Origin of the sequence: Actinoalloteichus hoggarensis (assembly GCF_002234535.1) — a bacterium.
Taxonomy (GTDB): Bacteria; Actinomycetota; Actinomycetes; order Mycobacteriales; family Pseudonocardiaceae; genus Actinoalloteichus_A; species Actinoalloteichus_A hoggarensis.
Genome location: NZ_CP022521.1, coordinates 5,114,415 through 5,133,559, shown reverse-complemented (window position 1 = coordinate 5,133,559; position 19,145 = coordinate 5,114,415). Strand labels below are relative to the sequence as shown.

The following is a 19,145-nucleotide window of genomic DNA, read 5'->3' as shown; positions in this document are numbered from 1 at the left end:
CGGGCCTGTCGGATCAGGTGCGAGAACCGGGACACGGCCGCCGTCAACAGGGGAGTGGTGCAGGTGAGCGAGGGTGTGACGCCGGTTCGCTACGCGATCGTCGGCCTCGGGTCACGAGCGGACATGTACGTCGACGCATTGGCCACCCGCTTTCCCGCGAACGCGCGGCTCGTCGCCCTGTGCGACACCAACGAGACCCGGATGGGCGTGCACAATCGTCGGCTCGTCGAGCAGCACGGGCTGGCCGCCCTGCCGACGTACGCGCCCGCCGACTTCACCGAGATGCTGTCTCGGGAGCGGGTCGACGCGGTGATGATCTGCACGACCGACAGCGCCCACGACGACTATCTCGTCGCGACCGTCGAGGCGGGACTGCGTGCGGTCACCGAGAAGCCGATGACCACCGACGTCGAGAAGGCCCGACGCATCCTGGAGGCGCAACAGCGGACCGGCGGCCGCATCGAGGTGACCTTCAACTACCGCTACAACCCCGTGCATCAGCGGGTGCGCGAACTGCTGGCGGAGAAGGTCATCGGCGACGTCGGCTCGGTGCACTTCGAGTGGCTGCTCGACGTGCAGCACGGCGCGGACTACTTCCGCCGCTGGCACCGCAATCGGGAGAACTCCGGCGGACTGCTCGTACACAAGTCCAGTCATCACTTCGACCTGGTCAACTGGTGGCTCGGCGACGCGCCGGACTCGGTGGTCGGCCTCGGGAACCTCTTCTTCTACGGTGCCGAGGGCGGGGCGCGCACCGGCTACGCCAAGGACTACGCGCGGGCCGCGGGCTCGCAGGCCGCCGCGACCGATCCCTTCGCGCTGGACATGGCCGCGTCGCCTCGGCTCACCGAGCTGTATCTCGATGCCGAGCACGAGGACGGCTACCACCGCGACCGCAACGTCTTCGCGGGCGACATCGACATCGAGGACGACATGTCGGTGCTGGCCAGGTACCGGGGCGGCGCCTCGCTGACCTACCAGCTCACCGCCTACGCGCCCTACGAGGGCTACCGGGTGTCGTTCAACGGCACCAAGGGCAGGCTCGAACTCGACGTCCTGGAGAACGACTACGCGCGGTCGCCGCTGGAGCACGGCTCCCGGATGGGCGCGACGCCCGGTTCGGTGGAGGAGGTCGTGCCCACCCGCACCGCGATCACCCTGCGTCCGTTGTTCCAGCCGGCCGAGGTCCTGCTCGACGAGCCGATGCGCCCCGGCCACGGCGGCGGCGACGATCTGATGCTCGACGCGCTCTTCGGCCCGCCCGCCGCCGACCCCCTCGGCCTGCGCGCGGACCACGTGGCGGGCGCGCGGGCGCTGGCGATCGGCCTCGCCGCGACGAAGTCGTTCGGCACCGGCGGCCTCGTGCGCATCGCCGACCTGCTGCCGATCTGACCCTGCCCCGGTTCGCGCGGCGGGCGAGGCGAACCGCCTTCCCGGAGGGTCGACTCGTGACGCCGCGTGTGCCGGGCCCGTGCACCGTCGCGTGGGCGTCCCGCGGCCCGAACGCCGTTCCGACGGCAGGCGCGGTCGTCGCCCGGCACGGGGCCGACCTCGTTCGCCCACGCCGAGCCGTCCACCCGCCGAACCGTCCACACCCCCCGGGTCCGCCGACCGTCCGCGCCCGACCGTCCACCCGCCGATCAGCCGCGCACGACCGACACACACCATCACTCGCACATCGATCACCGCACACGCCGCCCTCGGCACGCGGCCGAGACCCCCGAGGCCGGACCCGACGACGACAGGAGACCTCAGTCAATGAGCACGGATCTGGCCGCGCTGCGTCGACGGCTCGGCGGCCTGGCCTACGGCTGTGACTACAACCCCGAGCAGTGGCCGGAGGAGGTCTGGGCCGAGGACATGCGGCTGATGCGGCAGGCCGGGGTGAACCTGGTCAGCATCGGCATCTTCTCCTGGGCGAAGATCGAGCCCAGGCCGGGCGAGTACGACTTCGGCTGGTTCGACCGGCTGATGGACCTGCTGGCGGCCAACGGCATCGGCGCGTGCCTGGCGACCATGACGGCCTCGCCGCCGCCGTGGATGGCCCGGCTGCATCCCGAGACACTGCCGGTCACGGCCACCGGAGTCCGGCTGGCCCCGGGTTCCCGCCAGCAGTTCTGTCCGTCGAGCCGGGTCTACCGCGACTACGCCACCCGGCTCGTGGAGCAGATCGCCACCCGCTATCGGGATCACCCGGCCTTGGCGCTGTGGCACGTCAACAACGAGTACGGCTGCCACATGAACGCCTGTTACTCGGACGTCTCGGCCGCCGCGTTCCGGGACTGGCTCCGCGACCGCTACGGGGATCTCGATCGACTCAACGAGGCGTGGTACACCGACTTCTGGTCGCAGGGTTACACCGACTGGGCCGACATCGGGGTGCCGAGCCTGGCGCCGTACCACCCGAACCCGGGGCAGAGCATCGACTTCGCCCGCTTCACCTCGGACGCCTTCCTCGGCTGCTTCCTCGCCGAGAAGGAGGTGCTCTCCCGAGTGACCCCGGACATCCCGGTGACGACCAACTTCATCACCGACGGCCCGTCGATCGACCTGTTCGACTGGGCGGGGCACCAGGACCTCATCGCCTTCGACTCCTACCCGGACCCGTTCGAGGCCGACGCCCACGTCGCCGCGGCGTTCCACTACGACCTGATGCGCTCGCTGCGTCACGGACAGCCGTGGTTCCTCATGGAGCAGGCGACGGCGGCCGTGAACTGGCGGGAGCGCAACGCCATGAAGCCGCCGGGCGCGATGCGGTTGGGCAGCTGGCAGGCCGTCGCGCAGGGCGCCGACGCGGTGATGTTCTTCCAGTGGCGCGCCTCGCGAGGCGGCACCGAGAAGTTCCACGCCGCGATGGTCCCCCACACCGGCACCGAGACGAGGATCTTCCGGGAGGTCTGCGAGCTGGGGCGCGAACTGGCCTCGGTGCCGGAGCTCGTCGACAGCAGGGTCCGGGCCGACACCGCGTTGCTGCTGGACTGGTCGAATTGGTGGGCGCTGGAGCGCGACTCCCATCCCAGCGTCGACGTCACGCGGCGCGAGGCCGAGACGGCGCACTACACCCCGCTGTTCGAGGCGGGGGTGACCTGCGACGTCGTGCATCCGGACCGCGACCTGTCCGGCTATCGGCTGGTGGTCGTGCCGAACCTGTATCTCCTGAGCGACGCGGCCGCCGAACGGCTCCGGGACTACGTCCGGGGCGGCGGGCATCTCGTCGTCTCGTTCTTCTCCGGCGTCGTCGACGAGAACGACCACGTGCATCAGGGCGGGATGTCGCGGGCGCTGCGGGAGACCCTGGGCCTGTGGGTGGAGGAGTACTGGCCGCTGCCCGCGGCCGGGACCGTCGCCGTCACCGGGCTCGGCCCGGACCGGCTCGCGGCGCCCGCCGGGGTCGATGCGGCGACGACGGCGGCACTCGCCTCCGTCTCGACGATCGGCGCGGCGGCGGGGGCGGCGGTCGTGGTGTCGCCGAACGACGCCGCGGTGGCGAGTCCACCGGTGCGGGGCCGGATCTGGTCGGAGCTGATCAGGCTGGAGGGCGCCGAGTCGCTGGCGGAGTTCGCCGAGGGAGAGCTGCGCGGCTCGCCCGCGGTCACGCGACACGCCTTCGGCGCGGGCACCGCCTGGTATCTCGGCACCCGGTTGGACGGCGACGCGATGCGGGAGCTGCTGGCCGCCGTCTGCGCCGCGGCGGACGTCGGACCCGATCTCGCGCTGCCGCCCGGCGTGCAGGCCGTCACCCGCCATACTCCGGACGGGGATCGGCTCCTGCTGCTGCTCAATCACGGCGGCGAGTCGGCGCGGGTCGCCCTGCCCGACCCGATGGTCGACGTCCTGACCTCCGGCGCCGAGGCGGAGCCCTCGTCCGACGTCCTGCTGCCCAGGCACGGAGTCGCGGTGCTGCGGCGCGCCCCGGCCTAGCGGGGCGTGACGGCGGCGCCGTTTCGGCGTGGGTGGCTGGAGTCGCGGACGACCAGTTCGGGGGTGAACACCGTGTGCTGGTGGGTGTGCTGCTTCGGGGCCAGCGTCTCGGCGATGACGAGGTCGGCGGCCGTGCGGCCGATCAGATAGCGCGGCTGCCGGACCGAGGTCAGCGGGACGGCGGCCGCGGCGGCGAAGTCGATGTCGTCGTAGCCGACGAGCGCGACGTCCTCGGGAACCCGCACTCCGGCGCGCATGAGCACCTGGAGCAGCCCCAGCGCGAGGAGGTCGTTGGCGCAGAAGACGCCGTCGGGCAGGGTCGGGCCCGCGAGGAGCTGCTCGGCGGCGCGCTGCCCTGAGGCGACGTTCAACGCCGGGACCTCGATCGTCCGCAGCTTCTCCGCGGGTCTGCCCGCGCGTTCGAGCGCTCGGCGGGCGCCTGCGAGGCGGTCGGCGCACTGGCGGATCGACTCGGGGCCGGTCACCATGACCAGTTCCTCGTGGCCGCCCGCGAGCAGATGGGTGGTGGCGAGGTCGCCGCCGATGACGTCGTCGACCGACACCGAGCAGACGTCCTTCGACGCGGTCGGATGGTCGAGCAGCACCACGGAGACGCCTCGGCGTTGGAGCCTGCGCACCGGGTCCAGCGAGTCGCCGACCGGGGTGATCAGCACGGCGTGCGCCCGCTGCTCGGTCAGCAGGTCCAGGTAGCGACTCTCCCTGGCACTGGACTCGTCGCTGTTGCAGAGGATGACGACGTGGCCTGCCTCGGTGGCGGAGTCCTCCACTCCTCGCGCGACATCGGTGAAGAACGGGTTGCCGACGTCGAGCACCACCAGGCCGATCGTCCGCGCGGTGCCGGAGCGGAGCTGACGGGCCGACTCGTTGCGGACGAATCCGAGTTCCTCGATGGCCGCGAGCACCCGGTCGCGGGTGGCGGGCGACACCACCGCGGGTCGGTTGAGCACGTTGGAGACCGTGCCGACGGAGACCCGCGCCGCGGCGGCGACCTCCCGGATGCTTGCTGTCGGATTCACCGCGTCTCCCTCGATCTGAATCGTCGTGTCCTGCCGGGAGCGCGGGGCGCATCGATGTTGAAACGTGTCAACGGGTGCTCACTGCTCCGCGAGGAGTATGCCTTAGATCATCGTGACCAACCTGAAATCTGTCCGGTTCTTGTCGGAAAAGGTTGACTGACCTTGCTTCCGTGCCGCAAGCTTGGCCCAAGATGACGGCTTGAAACGATTCATTAACGCGGCCGAAACCACCGAGGAGGAGTCGAGAGTGACCGAACGGGTGTGCTTCGTGCTCCAGGTGCGAGCCGATCGCCTGGAGGAGTACCGCGAACGGCACCGCGATGTCTGGCCGGCAATGCGGAAAGCGCTATCCGAGTCCGGGTGGCGCAACTACTCGCTCTTCCTCCGTCCGGACGGGATGCTCGTCGGCTACCTGGAGTGCGAGGACTTCGCCGCCGCCAAGGCCGCCATGGACGCCACCGAGGTCAACGCACGCTGGCAGGCCGAGATGGCCGAGTTCTTCGTCGGCCTCGACGGCGGCAACGCCGACGCCGGGATGCAGGCGATCCCCGAGGTCTTCCACCTGCCGTGACCAGCCAGCCTTCTCGGGGATCGACGACGATCCCCGGCAGTCCTTCGAGGAGAAGCACGATGACCGACATCGACCCGGCCCGGCGTGCGGCACTGTTCGACGTCCTGCGCGCCCAGCGGATCGAGACGCCCTCCTGGGCGTACGGCAACTCCGGGACCCGCTTCAAGGTCTTCGCGCAGGACGGCGTGCCGAGGAACCCGATCGAGAAGATCGAGGACGCGGCCAAGGTTCACGAGCTGACCGGCATCGCCCCGAGCGTCGCGCTGCACATCCCGTGGGACCGGGTCGACGACTACGCGGCGCTGCGAACCCACGCCGAAGGCCTCGGGATCACGCTCGGCGCGATCAACCCCAACGTCTTCCAGGAGGACGCCTACCGGCTGGGCAGCGTGTGCAGCCCCGACGCGGGCGTGCGCCGCAAGGCCGTCGACCACCTGCTCGACTGTGTGGCGATCGCGGAGCAGACCGGCTCGACGGTGCTCTCGGTGTGGCTCGCCGACGGCCTCAACTACCCGGGACAGGACGACCTGCGCGCCCGGCAGGACCGGCTCGCCGAGGGTCTGCGCGAGGTCTACGACCAGATGCCCGACGGGCTGCGGATGCTCCTGGAGTACAAGTTCTTCGAGCCCGCCTTCTACGCCACCGACGTCCCCGACTGGGGGACCTCGCTGGCGCACTGCCTGGAACTCGGCCCGGCCGCCCAGGTGCTGGTCGACACCGGACATCACGCGCCCGGCACCAACATCGAGTTCATCGTGGCGTTCCTGCTGCGGGCGAAGCGCCTCGGCGGCTTCCACTTCAACTCCCGCTTCTACGCCGACGACGACCTCATCGCGGGCGCGGCCGACCCGTTCCAGCTCTTCCGGATCATGCACGAGGTGGCCCAGGGCGGCGGTCTCGACCGGGCCACCGGCGTCGAGTTCATGCTCGACCAGTGCCACAACATCGAGCCCAAGATCCCCGCGATGATCCGCTCGGTCTGCAACGTCCAGGAGGCCACCGCCAAGGCCCTGCTGGTCGACTCCGCCGCACTGCGCACGGCACAGGCCGAGGGGGACGTCCTCGGCGCCAACGCCGTGCTCATGGACGCCTACAACACCGACGTCCGTCCGTTGCTCGCCGAGCTGCGCGAGGACATGGGCGTCGACCCCGACCCGATGGCCGCCTATCACCGTTCCGGCTATCAGCAGCGCATCGTGGCCGAGCGCGTCGGCGGCGACGCCGCGGGCTGGGGCGCCTGACCAGCCGCTCGTCGCAGGCCGGTGTCGCCGGCCTCGCCGCCAGAACCACCGCGCCGCCCACCCCGAGCCACGCCGCCGCCCGCCATCCCGTGGACACGAGAGACGAGAGATGACCACACACCCAGAAGTCGAGAAGCTGCTGCAGCGCTGCCACGAGCTCGGCTCCGACCCGCGTAACACCAACTACGCGGGCGGCAACGCATCGGTCAAGGCCGACGACGTCGACCCGGTCACCGGGCAGCCGGTCGAACTCATGTGGGTCAAGGGATCCGGCGGTGACCTCGGCACCCTCACGGAGAAGGGGCTGGCGGTGCTGCGCACCGACCGGCTGCGCGCGCTCGTCGACGTCTACCCCGGGGTGGACCGCGAAGACGAGATGGTGGCCGCCTTCGACTACTGCCTGCACGGCAAGGGCGGTGCGGCACCCTCGATCGACACGGCCATGCACGGACTCGTCGACGCGGCGCACGTCGACCACCTGCATCCGGACGCGGGCATCGCGCTGGCCGCCGCCGCCGACTCCCAGCGGCTCACCGCCGAGTGCTTCGGCGACCGGGTGGCCTGGGTGCCGTGGCGGCGTCCCGGTTTCCAGCTCGGCCTCGACATCGCCGAGATCAAGCGCGCCAATCCCGCGGCGATCGGCGTGATCCTCGGCGGGCACGGCATCACCGCCTGGGGCGACACCGCCGAGGAGTGCCAGGCCCACTCGCTGGAGATCATCGACACCGCGGAGCGGTTCATCGAGACGCGGGGGCGGGCCGAACCCTTCGGTCCCGTCGTCGAAGGCCGGACACCGCTTCCCGAGGCACAGCGGCGGGAGCGGGCCGCCGCGCTGTTCCCCGTCCTGCGTGGGCTCGCCTCCACCGATCGGCGGCAGATCGGCCACTACACCGACTCCGAGGTCATTCTCGATTTCGTCTCGCGGGAGCGGATGCCGGAGCTGGCGGCGCTGGGCACCTCGTGCCCCGACCACTTCCTGCGGACCAAGGTGCGGCCGATGGTGCTGGACCTCGGGCCGGACGCCCCGCTCGACGCCGTGATCGCTCGACTCGGTGAACTGCACGAGCAGTACCGTGCCGAGTACCGCGCCTACTACGAGCGGTTCGCCACTCCGGACTCCCCGCCCATGCGCGGCGCCGACCCGGCGATCGTGCTGGTGCCCGGCGTCGGCATGTTCTCCTTCGGCGCGGACAAGCAGACGGCCAGGGTCGCGGGCGAGTTCTACGTCAACGCCGTCAACGTCATGCGCGGGGCCGAGGCCGTCTCCCGTTATCAGCCCATCGACGAGGGCGAGAAGTTCCGCATCGAGTACTGGGAGCTGGAGGAGGCCAAGCTGCGGCGGCGGCCGAAGCCCAAGCCGCTGGCCACCCGCGTCGCCCTGGTGACCGGCGGGGCGTCGGGCATCGGCCTGGCCACCGCGCGCAGGCTCGTCGCCGAGGGCGCCTGCGTCGTCGTCGCCGATCGCGACGCCGACCGGGCCCGTGCGGTGGCCGAGGAACTCGGCGCCGGGGCCTATCGCGCCGCCGACGTCGCGGTCGCCGCGGCCGTCGACGTCACCGACTCGGCCGCCGTGGACGCCGCGCTCGCCGAGGCCTGCCTGGCCTTCGGCGGGGTGGACCTGGTGGTCAACAACGCCGGACTGTCCATCTCCAAGCCGCTGCTGGAGACCACCGACGCGGACTGGGACATCCAGCACGACGTCATGGCCCGCGGCTCCTTCCTCGTGTCGCGCGCGGCGGCCCGCGTGCTCGTCGCACAGGCGATGGGCGGCGACATCATCTACATCGCCAGCAAGAACGGCGTGTTCGCGGGCCCCAACAACGTCGCCTACGGGGCGGCGAAGGCGGACCAGGCTCATCAGGTTCGGCTGCTGGCCGCCGAACTCGGCGGACACCGGATTCGGGTCAACGGCATCAACCCCGACGGGGTGGTGCGCGGCTCGGGCATCTTCTCCGGTGGATGGGGCGCGCAGCGCGCGGCCGTCTACGGGGTGGAGGAGTCCGAGCTCGGCAGTTTCTACGCGCAGCGCACCCTGCTCAAGCAGGAGGTGCTGCCGGAGCACGTCGCGGCGGCGGTGTTCGCGCTGACCGGCGGCGACCTCACGCACACCACCGGACTCCACATCCCGGTGGACGCGGGAGTCGCCGCGGCGTTCCTGCGCTGACGCAGGGATCCCCGTGACCGGGGACGGCACCGCATCACGCCGATCCCGAGGACGACATGACGACCGCAGCACGACGAACGGCGGCGAGGGAAGGCCCAGGACAAGGAGGTCCCCATGGTTGCGTTGGCGGTACGGCCGATCACGGCCGACTCGGATCGGAGCCAGAGCAGGCTCACCCGACCGGAACGGGTCATCGAGGTTCGGCTGACCAGGGAGGAGCGCATGATCCTCGCGCTGCTCGCGGACGGCTATCTCCTCGACGGCATCGCCAGGAGGATGTGCACGTCGAACCGGACCCTGCGCAGGCGGATCCGCGGCGTGTGCGACCGGCTGGGGGTGCAGACGCCCATTCAGGCGGTGGCGTGGGCGGCCCGGCGCGGCCTGATCTGACGGCGGCCGTCGATTCCGTCCCCGGCGCCGTGGCAGGCGCCGGGTGGATGCTCGACGGCCCGGTCGGCGGATGAGGCATGCCCGACGAGGCCGCGTGCCGGTCTCGCGGGTGTCGTCGACGCACGATGCGCCGGTCGGCGGGCGGCCCGGTTCGGCGCGTGCGGGGTCGGTGCTGATCCGAGGCCGGACCAGCGTGCCGAGCCTGTGGCGGTTCATGGCGGCTCGTGGCGGTTCGTGGTGACTGCGGCGGCCGGTGTTCCCCGAGGACACCGGTGACCGAGCACGCCGAGAACCCGGCGTCGTCGCGCCCACGTGCGGGACGAGAACCACGCGTCGCGAGCCCGACCCACGAGGCCGGCGACGGAGACGGAACCACGATCGGCCGCCGCCCGCACCCGGCGGTGGTGCCGGGCCTGCCCGTGCGCCTCGGTGTGCCGTGCCCCGGCCCCGCAGGCGTACTGCCGGCCGCGAGACGGCGGCGCCGATCCGGCGGCGCGACGGACGGGCAGGCACGACGGGCCGGTGGCGACGGCAGAACGGCCGGAACGACGGGCCGGCGGGAACGACAGACCGGCCGCGACGACGGACACCGCGGCCCCGACTCCGACACCGGAGCCGCCGGTGGTCGCCGTGCGCGGCCTGCGGCCGACCGGCAGCAGCGCAGGACAGAGAGGATCACAGGTGAGCACATCGGGTCTGGTCGGCGGCGCGTCGGCGGTGACCTGCGCGGCGGTCGACCTCGGCGCGTCCAGCGGCCGCGTCATTCTCGGGCGCCTCGGCGCGGGCGAGCTGACCACCACCGAGGTGGCCCGCTTCGACAACACCCCGATCCGGATCGGGCGCGGCACCGACTCCGACCGGCTGCACTGGAACGTCCTCGGGCTCTACCGTGACATCCTCGCGGGCCTGCGCACGGCGGTGGCCTCGGCGCGGCCGCGCAGCGTCGGCATCGACTCCTGGGCCGTCGACTACGGGCTGCTCGACGCCGACGGCGACCTGATCGGCAACCCGATCCACTATCGGGACTCCCGGACGGACGGCGTTCTGGAGACGGTCCGAGAGACCCTGGGAGCCGAGCGGATCTACTCGACGACCGGCATCCAGTTCATGCCCATCAACACCTTGATCCAGCTCGTCGCCGCCAGGGACACGCCCGCGCTGGCCGCGGCATCGAGTCTGCTGCTGATTCCCGATCTGCTCTGTTACTGGCTCACCGGGGAACGGGGCGCGGAGGTCACGAACGCCTCGACGACGCAGCTGCTCGACGTGCACCGCCGGGAATGGGCCGTGGACCTCGTTCGGGCGGCAGGCATCGACGAGACACTGCTGCCGCCGCTGCGGGAGCCGGGGCAGCACCTCGGCGTCGTCGGCGGGTCGGCCCGTGCCGAGATCGGCGACCCTGAGCTGTCGGTGGTCGCCGTCGGCTCCCACGACACGGCGTCGGCGGTCGTCGCGGTGCCCTCGGCCACCCGCCGATTCGGCTACGTCTCCTGCGGAACGTGGTCCCTGGTCGGTCTGGAACTCGACGCGCCCGTGGTCTCGGAGGCCAGTCGCGCCGCGAACTTCACCAACGAGCTGGGCGTCGACGGCACCACGCGCTACCTGCGCAACGTGATGGGCCTGTGGCTGTTGCAGGAGTCCGTGCGAGCCTGGGCGGCGGCGGGACTGCCCGCCGACCTGCCGCGGCTGCTCGCCGACGCGGCCCGAGCCGAGCCCTTCCGCTCCGTCGTCGACCCGGACGACCCGAGGTTCCTCGCCCCCGGTGACATGCCCGCCCGCATCGCCGAGGTCTGTCGGGAGACCGGGCAGCCCGTCCCCGAGACGCAGGCCCAGCTTGTCCGCTGTGTGCTGGAGAGCCTGGCTCTGGCCTATCGCCGCACTCTGCGGCAGGCCTGCGAGCTGTCCGGACGAGAGGTCGACGTCCTGCACATCGTCGGCGGCGGCTCCCGCAACGAGCTGCTGTGCCGGTTGACGGCCGACGCCTGCGGGATTCCCGTGGTGGCCGGGCCGGTCGAGGCCACGGCACTGGGCAACCTGCTGGTGCAGGCCAGGGCGGCGGGCGGGTCCGGGGTAGGGGACCTCACAGCCATGCGTGCGCTGGTCGCGGCGACCCAGCGACTGCGGGAGTACGCCCCCGGCTCCGCTGCCGCGGGCTTCGACGCCGCCGCGCGCAGACTGGGCTGAGCGAGGAGCCGCCGTCGGCGCTCATAGGCCCGCACCGTGTTCTCCGTGGGATCGAGCAGAGCCTTCGGCTCCGCCGCCGGGGCGGATCGGTCCTCGACGAAGCGGATCGTGACTCCCGGCGGATCGTCGACGGACACGGACCCGGACCGTGCAGGCGTCTCCCCGACGCGGTGTGACCGGATGGCGTGCGCCCCCTCCCGAGACGAACGGCGGGTGTGTCGAACTCACCGGATCGTGGTGTCGTCCCTGTGCCGGAACGGCGCGGGAGGGCGGACGTCGGTCGCACGGCCAGGCGAGCGACGCAGCGTCCCCCGATCGAGGAACGCATCGAGGAACGCCCGGTCGGGGGACGGCCTTCGACCGGGCGACCACGTTGGACGATGCGGTCCTTCCGGCCATGCCGAGGTTCTCCGCCGCACAGGTCGCGGTCGCGGACCGAGTCGTCGACCGCCCGCCGAGGCCCCGTCCTCGCTCGGGCCGGACGCGCTCTCTCCCGCCCTGCCGATTCGTACCGCTCACGGAGTGCCCGCACCGGTGCGCGGCCGGGGCAGGAAGTCGACAGGGCCGAACGCGGCGGAACCGATACGGACGGGGCCGGGCTCCTGCGCGTCCATCGCTCGTGTCGCGCGCGGATCAGCCGACCAGCTGCTCGGCCTCGTTCATCAGCAGCGCGGCGCCCTCCTCGACGGTGAGCTCCCCGAAGTTGACCGAGTCGTAGACCCGGGTGAAGGTCCGTTTCACCGATCCCCAGCCCTGCGGCGGGGCGGACGGCGCGTCGCTCAGCTCGTCGGCCACGCTCTCCTCGAAGTCGAAGAGGATCTTGTCGACCCCGTCGAGGTCCGCGGCCACCGCCTCGCGGACCTCGCTGTTGGGCGGTGTGCCCCGGACGGTGCGCAGGATGCGGCCCGCGTCCACGTCGTTCATCAGGAAGTCGATCAGTCGCGCGGCCTCCTCGGGGTGGTCGGTCCTGCTGCCGATGGCGATCTGGATCGAGGTCGAGGCGTAGATGCCCGTCTCGCCGTCGGCGTTGCTGGGCCACGGCGCCAGCGCCACGTCCTCGCCCATCGTCGGGAAGAGCGAGGCGGAGCTGCCCAGGTAGCTCAGCTCCGCCGCCGACCGGCCGAGCACGAGCGGCGAGGTGTCCACCGAGCCGTTGACCTGGCTGGTCACCTCGGCGGGGGTCACGATGCCCTCGTCGCGGAGTTCCTGGGTGAAGGTCCAGTAGTCTGCGACGTCCTGTTCGGTGAAGCCGATGCCCTCCTCGGTGTACAGCTCCCGGCCCTGCTGGCGGATGAAGAACTGGAACCAGTCGACCGCCCAGCCCGGATCGGTCAGGCCCACGACCTCGCCGTCGGTGCTCTCGCTGATGGTCTTCGACGCCTCGATGAGGTCGTCCCAGGTGAAGTCACCGATCTCCGGGGCGTCCAGGCCCGCCTCGGCCCAGATGGTCGGGTTGTACGCCATCGTCTGGGTGCTGCGGCCGAGCGGCACCGCGAACCGGCCGTCGGGCAGCTCACCGGAGCGGAGCCCGGCCGGGTCGACGGACTCGATGTCGATCTCGGTGCCCACGTGGTCGTCGAGGTTCAGCAGCATCCCGCGTTCGGCGTACTCCCGGAGGTAGCCCGCGTCCATCTGCACCACGTCCGGGACGTTGCCGCCTGCCACCTGCGTGGAGAGCTTCTCGAAGTAGGCGTCGAACCCGGAGAACGACGTGTTCACCGTGATACCGGGATTGCGCTCCTCGAACAGGTCGACGGCCTCCTGGGTGGCCTCCGCACGACTGTCGTTGCCGTACCAGGTGAAGTCCAACGACACCGTGCCGTCGCCCGAGCCCGTTGCACCGCAGCCCGCGAGGACGCCGCAGGCGGCCAGCAGCGACACCGCCCCCGCCGCCGTCGAACGGCCGCGCGGCCGTCTGCTCGGGTTGCGCGTACTGGTCGGCATCCTCGCCCTCCACGTCGTCGAGCGGCCCCGCCACCGGAGCCGCTGCCTAGATGGGAGGACACCGAGCCCTCGACTGTCGAGCGGATGACCGGATGCGGTCGTGCCGGCTTCGTCTCGGGGTCGTCGAGCGGGCGGGCAGGGCACCATCGCGGGAGGCCACGAGGAGGTTGTTCCGTTGTCCCTGCCCGACGAGGACCGTGCACTGTCGCCGTTCACCGGTTGGACCCGCGCCCATTGGGCTGCGGTGGCCGACCGGATGCTGCTCGGCGTCCGTCCCCATGCCTCGCCGACGCAGGCACTGCTGCGGCTGCCGGGGTCGCCCTCGCGGTCGGGTGCGTGGAGTGACGGCCTGGAGGGCTTCGCCAGGACCTTCCTCGCGGCGGCGTTCCGGGTGGCGGGCAGCGGCGGCGACGATCCGCACGGATTCCTGGATCGGTACGCGGCGGGCCTGGCCGCGGGGACGGACCCGACGAACCCCGAGCGCTGGCCCACCTTCGCCGAGGCCGGACAGGCCAAGGTGGAGGCCGCCTCCATCGTGATCGGGCTGCACGAGACACGGCCCTGGCTGTGGGATCGACTCGACGACGGCGTGCGAGAGCGGGTGGTGACCTGGCTGGCCGGTCAGGTCGGCGAGCCCTCGATCGACAACAACTGGATCTGGTTCCAGAACGTCACCGAGGCCTTCCTCCGGTCGGTCGGCGGACCGTGGTCGCAGGCTGATCTCGAACGCAACTGCGAGCTGACCGAGTCATGGCATCGCGGGGGCGGCTGGTACACCGACGGCGGGCTCCGCAAGCACGACTTCTACACCGCGTGGGCGTTCCACCTCTACCCGCTGTGGTGGTGCCGCATGGCGCCCGACCTGCCGCTCGCGCAGGAGTACCGCTCCGTGTATCTCGATCGGCTCGCCGAGTTCCTGCCCGGGCACGCCGCGCTGTTCGGCGCCGACGGCGCCCCGCTGTTCCAGGGCCGTTCCCTCACCTACCGCTGGGCCGCCCTCGCGCCGGTCTGGGTCGCCGCCGTGTTCGACTCCGGACCGTTCGATCCCGGGATGCTGCGTCGGTGGGCCAGCGGCACACTGCGGTACTTCCTCGATCGGGGCGCGCTGGACGACGATGACGTGCTGACCACCGGCTGGCACGGGTCCTTCCCGGCCTTGGCGCAGTGGTATTCGGGTCCCGCCTCGCCGTACTGGGCGAGCAAGGGGATGCTCGGCCTCCTGCTGCCCGAGGACCATCCGGTGTGGACGTCGGTGGAGCAGCCGCTGCCGGTGGAGCGGGCGGACTTCCAGCTCGATCTGCCCGGCCCGGGCTGGCTGGTGTCGGGGACGAAGGACGACGGCATCGTCCGGGTGGCCAACCACGGCACCGACCGGGCCTCGGACGAACGACTCGCGCCGGAGCTGCCGGTGTACACGGCCTTCGCCTTCTCCACGCACACCGCGGTCGGGCTCGATCCGGCACAGGAGCTGTGGCGGGGCCGAGGACTGGAGGCGGCTCCCGCCGATTCGGCGGTGGTGCTGCTGGACGAGCGGGGCGAGCCGTCGATGCGGCCGCCGGTGCGGCCGCTGGGCGTGGTCGACGGCGTCGCCTTCTCGCGGCACCGCGCGCACTGGCCGGTCGACTCCGCGGCCGACGTCTTCCGGACGGGGCCGACGGTGACGGTGGGGTCGGTGCTGCGCGGGGCGTGGGAGGTGCGTCTGATCCGCGTCGAGGAGTCGACCGGGGCGGCCGAGGAACCGATGTCGGAGGACGTCGATCCGGCGGGGTTGCGGTTGCGGGTCAGCGGGTGGCCGGTGGCGGGGGAGGCTCCCCCCGAGATCGAGTTCGGACCGGACGGCGAGGTGATCTCGGCGGGCGGGCCGCGGAGCCGCGCCGTGGGACTGCTGGGCCTCGTCGGCGGGGAGGCGCTGCGGTTCGAGGGCGTCTCGGCGGTCGGCCGATACTCCGCGGTGTCCACGCTGGTCGGCACGGGTCCGGTGGAGCCGGGGCGGGTCTATGCCGCCGCGTTCGCGCTGTCCGGGCGGGCGGCGGGGACCGCGTCGTCGGCCGCGGGCTCGGCGTCGGCCGCGGACGTGGCACCGGCCGTGGACGTGGCGATCTCCGCGACTGCGACCGGATCGCCCGTCGTCGTGGTGCGGTGGGGCGACGGCCGCACGCAGTCCGTCGAGTGGCCGTCGTGAGGGCCCGGTCGCCCTCGTCGAGCTGCGGGCACGTCGTCGGCTGGTCTCGTCGCGGGAGGATCGGGGTCACGGTTCGGTGAAGGTGCGGCCGGAGTGACGTGATTTTCACCGGTCGCCGAACTACGCCGTTGGGCGGACAGTGAGTCACCGTATCCCGTGTTCAACGTGTTTATAGTGACTATGAGTGAGGAATGGTTGATCCATTCGGAGTAAGTTCGTGAACAATTCCCGATGAGGCAATGGCACGGGCCGGATACATTCGCTCCCGGTCGTGGGGTCCGCGTGGTCGCTGCTTAGCATCTGGGGCCCGACAAGGAAACGAATCATTTTCGACTTTGTGTCGAGAGGGGAGTGCCGTGTCTCGATCACGATGGCAGCGGACTGGTGCGATGGTGATCGCGTTAGCCCTGGGGAGCACGTTGGCCGCGTGTGGAGACACCGCCGACGACGGCGCGGTCGAGATCTCCTTCCACTGGTGGGGCAACGACGATCGCGCCGAGGCCACTCAGGCGGCGGTCGAGCTGTTCATGGCCGAGCACCCCGACATCACCGTCTCGGTGTCCTTCGCCGACTACAACGCCTACGTCGAGCGCCTCTCCACCCAGGTGGCGGGCGGGAACAGTCCGGACGTCGTGCAGACCGACATGCCGTTCCTGCGGGAGTTCGCCGACCGCGGCGTGCTCCGGGACCTCGGTGAGCACGTCGGAAGCGAGATCGACACCGACGATCTGCCACCCAGCCTGATCGACGGCGCCAGCATCGACGGCGTCCTCTACGCGATCCCCGCCGGGCAGAACACCCAGACGCTGCTGTACGACGTCGAGGAGTGGGAGGCCGCCGGGGTCGAGCCGCCCGCGGCCGGCTGGAGCTGGGCGGACTTCGAGTCGGCGGGTCGCGACATCCACGAGGCCACCGACGGCGAGGTCTACGGGTACAGCGACTTCGGCGGATTCTCCGACTGGTTCGACTTCTGGCTCCGGCAGGACGGGAAGTCGCTGTACGCGCCCGACGGCACGCTCGGCTTCGAGGAGACCGACCTCGTCGAGTTCTGGACCTGGACCAAGAGCCTCCAGTCCGACGGCGTGGTGACCCCCGCCGAGATCACGACGACCTTCACCGGCAGCATCGACACCTCGCCGCTGGTGTTGGGCCGATCGGCGGCCGAGTTCAACTACGACTCCTCGGCACCCAGCTACCACGCCTCGTCCGACGGCCTGGTCGAGCTGGCCCCGTGGCCGACCGACACCGACAGCACCGGGATGCTCGCCGCCGCCGCGTCGATGTACAGCATCGGCAGCTCCAGCGACCACCCGGTCGAGGCGGCGATGCTGATCGACTTCCTGGTCAACGACGTCGACGCCGGTCAGGAGCTGGGCGTCGTGCGCAGCATGCCGCCGAACGCGGCGGTCCGGGAGGCGATCGCGTCCGACCTGGACGGCGCGAATCAGCAGGTCTTCGACTTCCAGGAGAGCGTCGCCGAGCTGATGGGCGAGGCGCCCAACGCGCCGCCCACGGGCGCGGGCTCGGTGAAGCGCTCGTTCACGGTCATCTACGACTCGTACAACTTCGGCGGGATGTCCGTCGAGGAGGCGGCGAGCCAGCTGATGAACGAGGCCGCCCAGGCACTCGGCGACTGAGCCGGGCCGGTGGCGTCGAGGTCGATCCGGTGAGAGGCCGGGTCGGCCTCGGCAGTGCAGACGATCCGGGATCGACCGGGTGGCCGCGGTCGATCCGCGTGGTGCCCGGTCGTCTCGCCGAACGAGAGGCGCGTGTCGTGTCGAACGGTCCACAACCGATGTCCCCCGCTGTCCGGGCGGGCCTCGCGGTGTCGCACGAGGAGGGCGACGGCCCGCCGTGGCGGGCCGACCTCGGCGACGGGACCTATCGGAACCCGGTGCTGTGCACCGACCTGTCGGACCCGGACGTCATCCGCGTCGGCGACGACTTCCACCTGGTCGCCTCCACCTTCGCCGCGGCGCCGGGACTGACGCTGGCCACCTCCCGCGATCTCGTCGACTGGCGGCTGACCGGTCACGCGCTGGCCGCCCAGGAACCAGCCGACGTGTTCGCGCGACCGCAGCGGGGCAAGGGCGTGTGGGCCCCGTCGCTGCGCTTCCACGCGGGCCGCTACCACGTCTTCTACGGCGATCCCGACTTCGGCGTCCGAGTGCTCACCGCGACGCGGCCGGCGGGCCCGTGGTCGGCGCCGCACCTGATCAAAGCGGGCCGGGGGCTCATCGATCCGTGTCCGTTGTGGGACGCCGACGGCTCGGCGTACCTGGTGCACGGCTGGGCGGCCAGCCGCTCGGGCATCAGCAACCGGCTCACCCTGCATCGGATGTCCGCCGACGCGACCGAGCTGCTCGACGAGGGCCGGACCCTCATCGACGGCGACGAGATCCCCGGCTGCCACACGCTGGAGGGACCGAAGCTCTACCGGCGGGACGGCTGGTACTACGTCTTCGCCCCGGCGGGCGGGGTCGCCACCGGATGGCAGTCGGTGTTCCGCTCCCGGTCGATCGGCGGCCCCTACGAGCACCGGATCGTGTTGGCGCAGCGGGACACCGAGGTCAACGGCCCGCATCAGGGGGCGTGGGTCGACACGCCTTCGGGCGAGGACTGGTTCCTGCACTTTCAGGATCGCGGCGTCTACGGCCGGGTCGTCCATCTTCAACCGATGCGGTGGGGGGCGGACGGCTGGCCGGTCATCGGCGTCGACCCGGACGAGAACGGGTGCGGCAAGCCGGTGCTGGTCCACCCCAGGCCCGCCGTGAGCCCGGTGGCCGACTCCGGCGCGCTCACGCCGGACCCGGTGGACGAGCGCTTCAGTCCCGACGGACTCGGGCCGCAGTGGTCCTGGCAGGCGAACCCGGTGCGATCCTGGTGGTCGCTGACCGAGGAGCCCGGGGTGCTTCGCCTCTTCGCCCGACCGGATCGGGACGCGGAGGATCTGCGGGCGGTCGGCCAGGTGCTCACACGCCGCTGGCCCGCGGTGGAGTTCGCGGTCACCGTGGACGTGCGGCCGGTGGGGCCGCCCGGGCGGGCATGGCGCGGCGGACTCGCGGTGCTCGGCGACGATTACGCCTGGCTGGGGGTGTCGACCGGGCCCGCCGGGTCTCGCTTGGTGCTGCGCCGCAGGATCGACGGCGCGGACGCCGAGACCGAACTGGCGGCCCGCGACCTCGACTCGGCGGATCCGGCGCCGATCCGGCTGCGACTGGAGGTCTCGGCGGGCGGGCGCTGCCGGTTCGGCGTGGCCGACGCCGACGGCGTGTTCCGGCTCGTCGGCACCGGGCCGGACGCGACCTTCGCCGCCACCGCGGGACGCTGGGTGGGGGCGAAGGTGGGGCTGTTCGCCGTGTCGGAGCCGACGGCCGGCGGCGCGCAGGCGATCACGGCGGCGGGCGGCGCCGACGACGCGGGCGGCTCGGCGTATCTGGCCGTCGACGGCATCCGGCTGACCGCGCTGCGGAGCCGGATCGCCGACACCGCCGAGGGCTGACGCCCGGAC

Annotated in this window: 12 protein-coding genes; 10 read left to right on the top strand and 2 right to left on the bottom strand. The window is 71.7% G+C overall.

Annotated elements, in window-relative coordinates; all coding sequences use genetic code 11:
- Positions 1-63: 63 nt before the first annotated feature.
- Positions 64-1,392 carry a Gfo/Idh/MocA family protein gene (locus AHOG_RS21925; RefSeq protein ID WP_245856376.1) on the top strand — a complete coding sequence of 443 codons (1,329 nt, stop codon included), beginning with the start codon at positions 64-66 and terminating at the stop codon, positions 1,390-1,392.
- 366 nt (positions 1,393-1,758) lie between these two features.
- Positions 1,759-3,921: a beta-galactosidase gene (locus tag AHOG_RS21920; protein ID WP_093943026.1), complete on the top strand. Its 2,163-nt coding sequence runs from the start codon at positions 1,759-1,761 to the stop codon at positions 3,919-3,921.
- Here the strand turns inward: AHOG_RS21920 and AHOG_RS21915 are convergent.
- On the bottom strand, positions 3,918-4,958 hold the full coding sequence (locus tag AHOG_RS21915; protein WP_093943025.1) for a LacI family DNA-binding transcriptional regulator: 1,041 nt from the start codon (positions 4,956-4,958) through the stop codon (positions 3,918-3,920). The genes AHOG_RS21920 and AHOG_RS21915 overlap by 4 nt on opposite strands.
- Positions 4,959-5,205: 247 nt before the next feature.
- Between AHOG_RS21915 and AHOG_RS21910 the strand changes: the two genes are divergently transcribed.
- The 5 genes from AHOG_RS21910 to AHOG_RS21890 all read left to right on the top strand — a co-directional run bounded on the left by AHOG_RS21910 (position 5,206) and on the right by AHOG_RS21890 (position 11,508).
- Positions 5,206-5,529, top strand: a complete 324-nt coding sequence (locus AHOG_RS21910) for an L-rhamnose mutarotase (protein ID WP_093943024.1) — start codon at positions 5,206-5,208, stop codon at positions 5,527-5,529.
- 59 nt (positions 5,530-5,588) lie between these two features.
- Entirely contained in the window at positions 5,589-6,770 is a 1,182-nt protein-coding gene (gene rhaI, locus AHOG_RS21905) for an L-rhamnose isomerase (protein WP_093943023.1), read from the top strand.
- 109 nt (positions 6,771-6,879) lie between these two features.
- Complete coding sequence (locus AHOG_RS21900) at positions 6,880-8,934, top strand: bifunctional aldolase/short-chain dehydrogenase (RefSeq protein ID WP_093943022.1); 2,055 nt, start codon at positions 6,880-6,882, stop codon at positions 8,932-8,934.
- 114 nt (positions 8,935-9,048) lie between these two features.
- The gene (locus tag AHOG_RS21895; protein ID WP_075742260.1) at positions 9,049-9,324 is read left to right on the top strand and encodes a helix-turn-helix domain-containing protein; all 276 of its coding nucleotides are present in this window, start codon (positions 9,049-9,051) and stop codon (positions 9,322-9,324) included.
- Between the two features lie 681 nt (positions 9,325-10,005).
- Positions 10,006-11,508 (top strand): rhamnulokinase, encoded by a 1,503-nt coding sequence (locus tag AHOG_RS21890; protein ID WP_245856375.1) that lies wholly within the window; start codon positions 10,006-10,008, stop codon positions 11,506-11,508.
- A 633-nt stretch (positions 11,509-12,141) separates the two neighbouring features.
- On the opposite strand, the gene AHOG_RS21885 is transcribed toward AHOG_RS21890, so the two are convergent.
- Entirely contained in the window at positions 12,142-13,452 is a 1,311-nt protein-coding gene (locus AHOG_RS21885; RefSeq protein ID WP_157736984.1) for an ABC transporter substrate-binding protein, read from the bottom strand.
- Positions 13,453-13,627: 175 nt separating this feature from the next.
- Here AHOG_RS21885 and AHOG_RS21880 point away from each other — a divergent pair, with 175 nt between their 5' ends.
- From AHOG_RS21880 to AHOG_RS21870, 3 genes are all read left to right on the top strand, one after another.
- Positions 13,628-15,634, top strand: coding sequence for a DUF2264 domain-containing protein (locus tag AHOG_RS21880; protein WP_211290473.1), 2,007 nt, complete (start codon positions 13,628-13,630; stop codon positions 15,632-15,634).
- A gap of 389 nt (positions 15,635-16,023) precedes the next feature.
- A complete protein-coding gene (locus AHOG_RS21875) occupies positions 16,024-17,271 on the top strand; it encodes an ABC transporter substrate-binding protein (RefSeq protein WP_157736983.1) in 1,248 nt (415 codons plus the stop codon).
- 158 nt (positions 17,272-17,429) lie between these two features.
- Positions 17,430-19,136, top strand: a complete 1,707-nt coding sequence (locus AHOG_RS21870; RefSeq protein WP_093944684.1) for a glycoside hydrolase family 43 protein — start codon at positions 17,430-17,432, stop codon at positions 19,134-19,136.
- Positions 19,137-19,145: the final 9 nt, after the last annotated feature.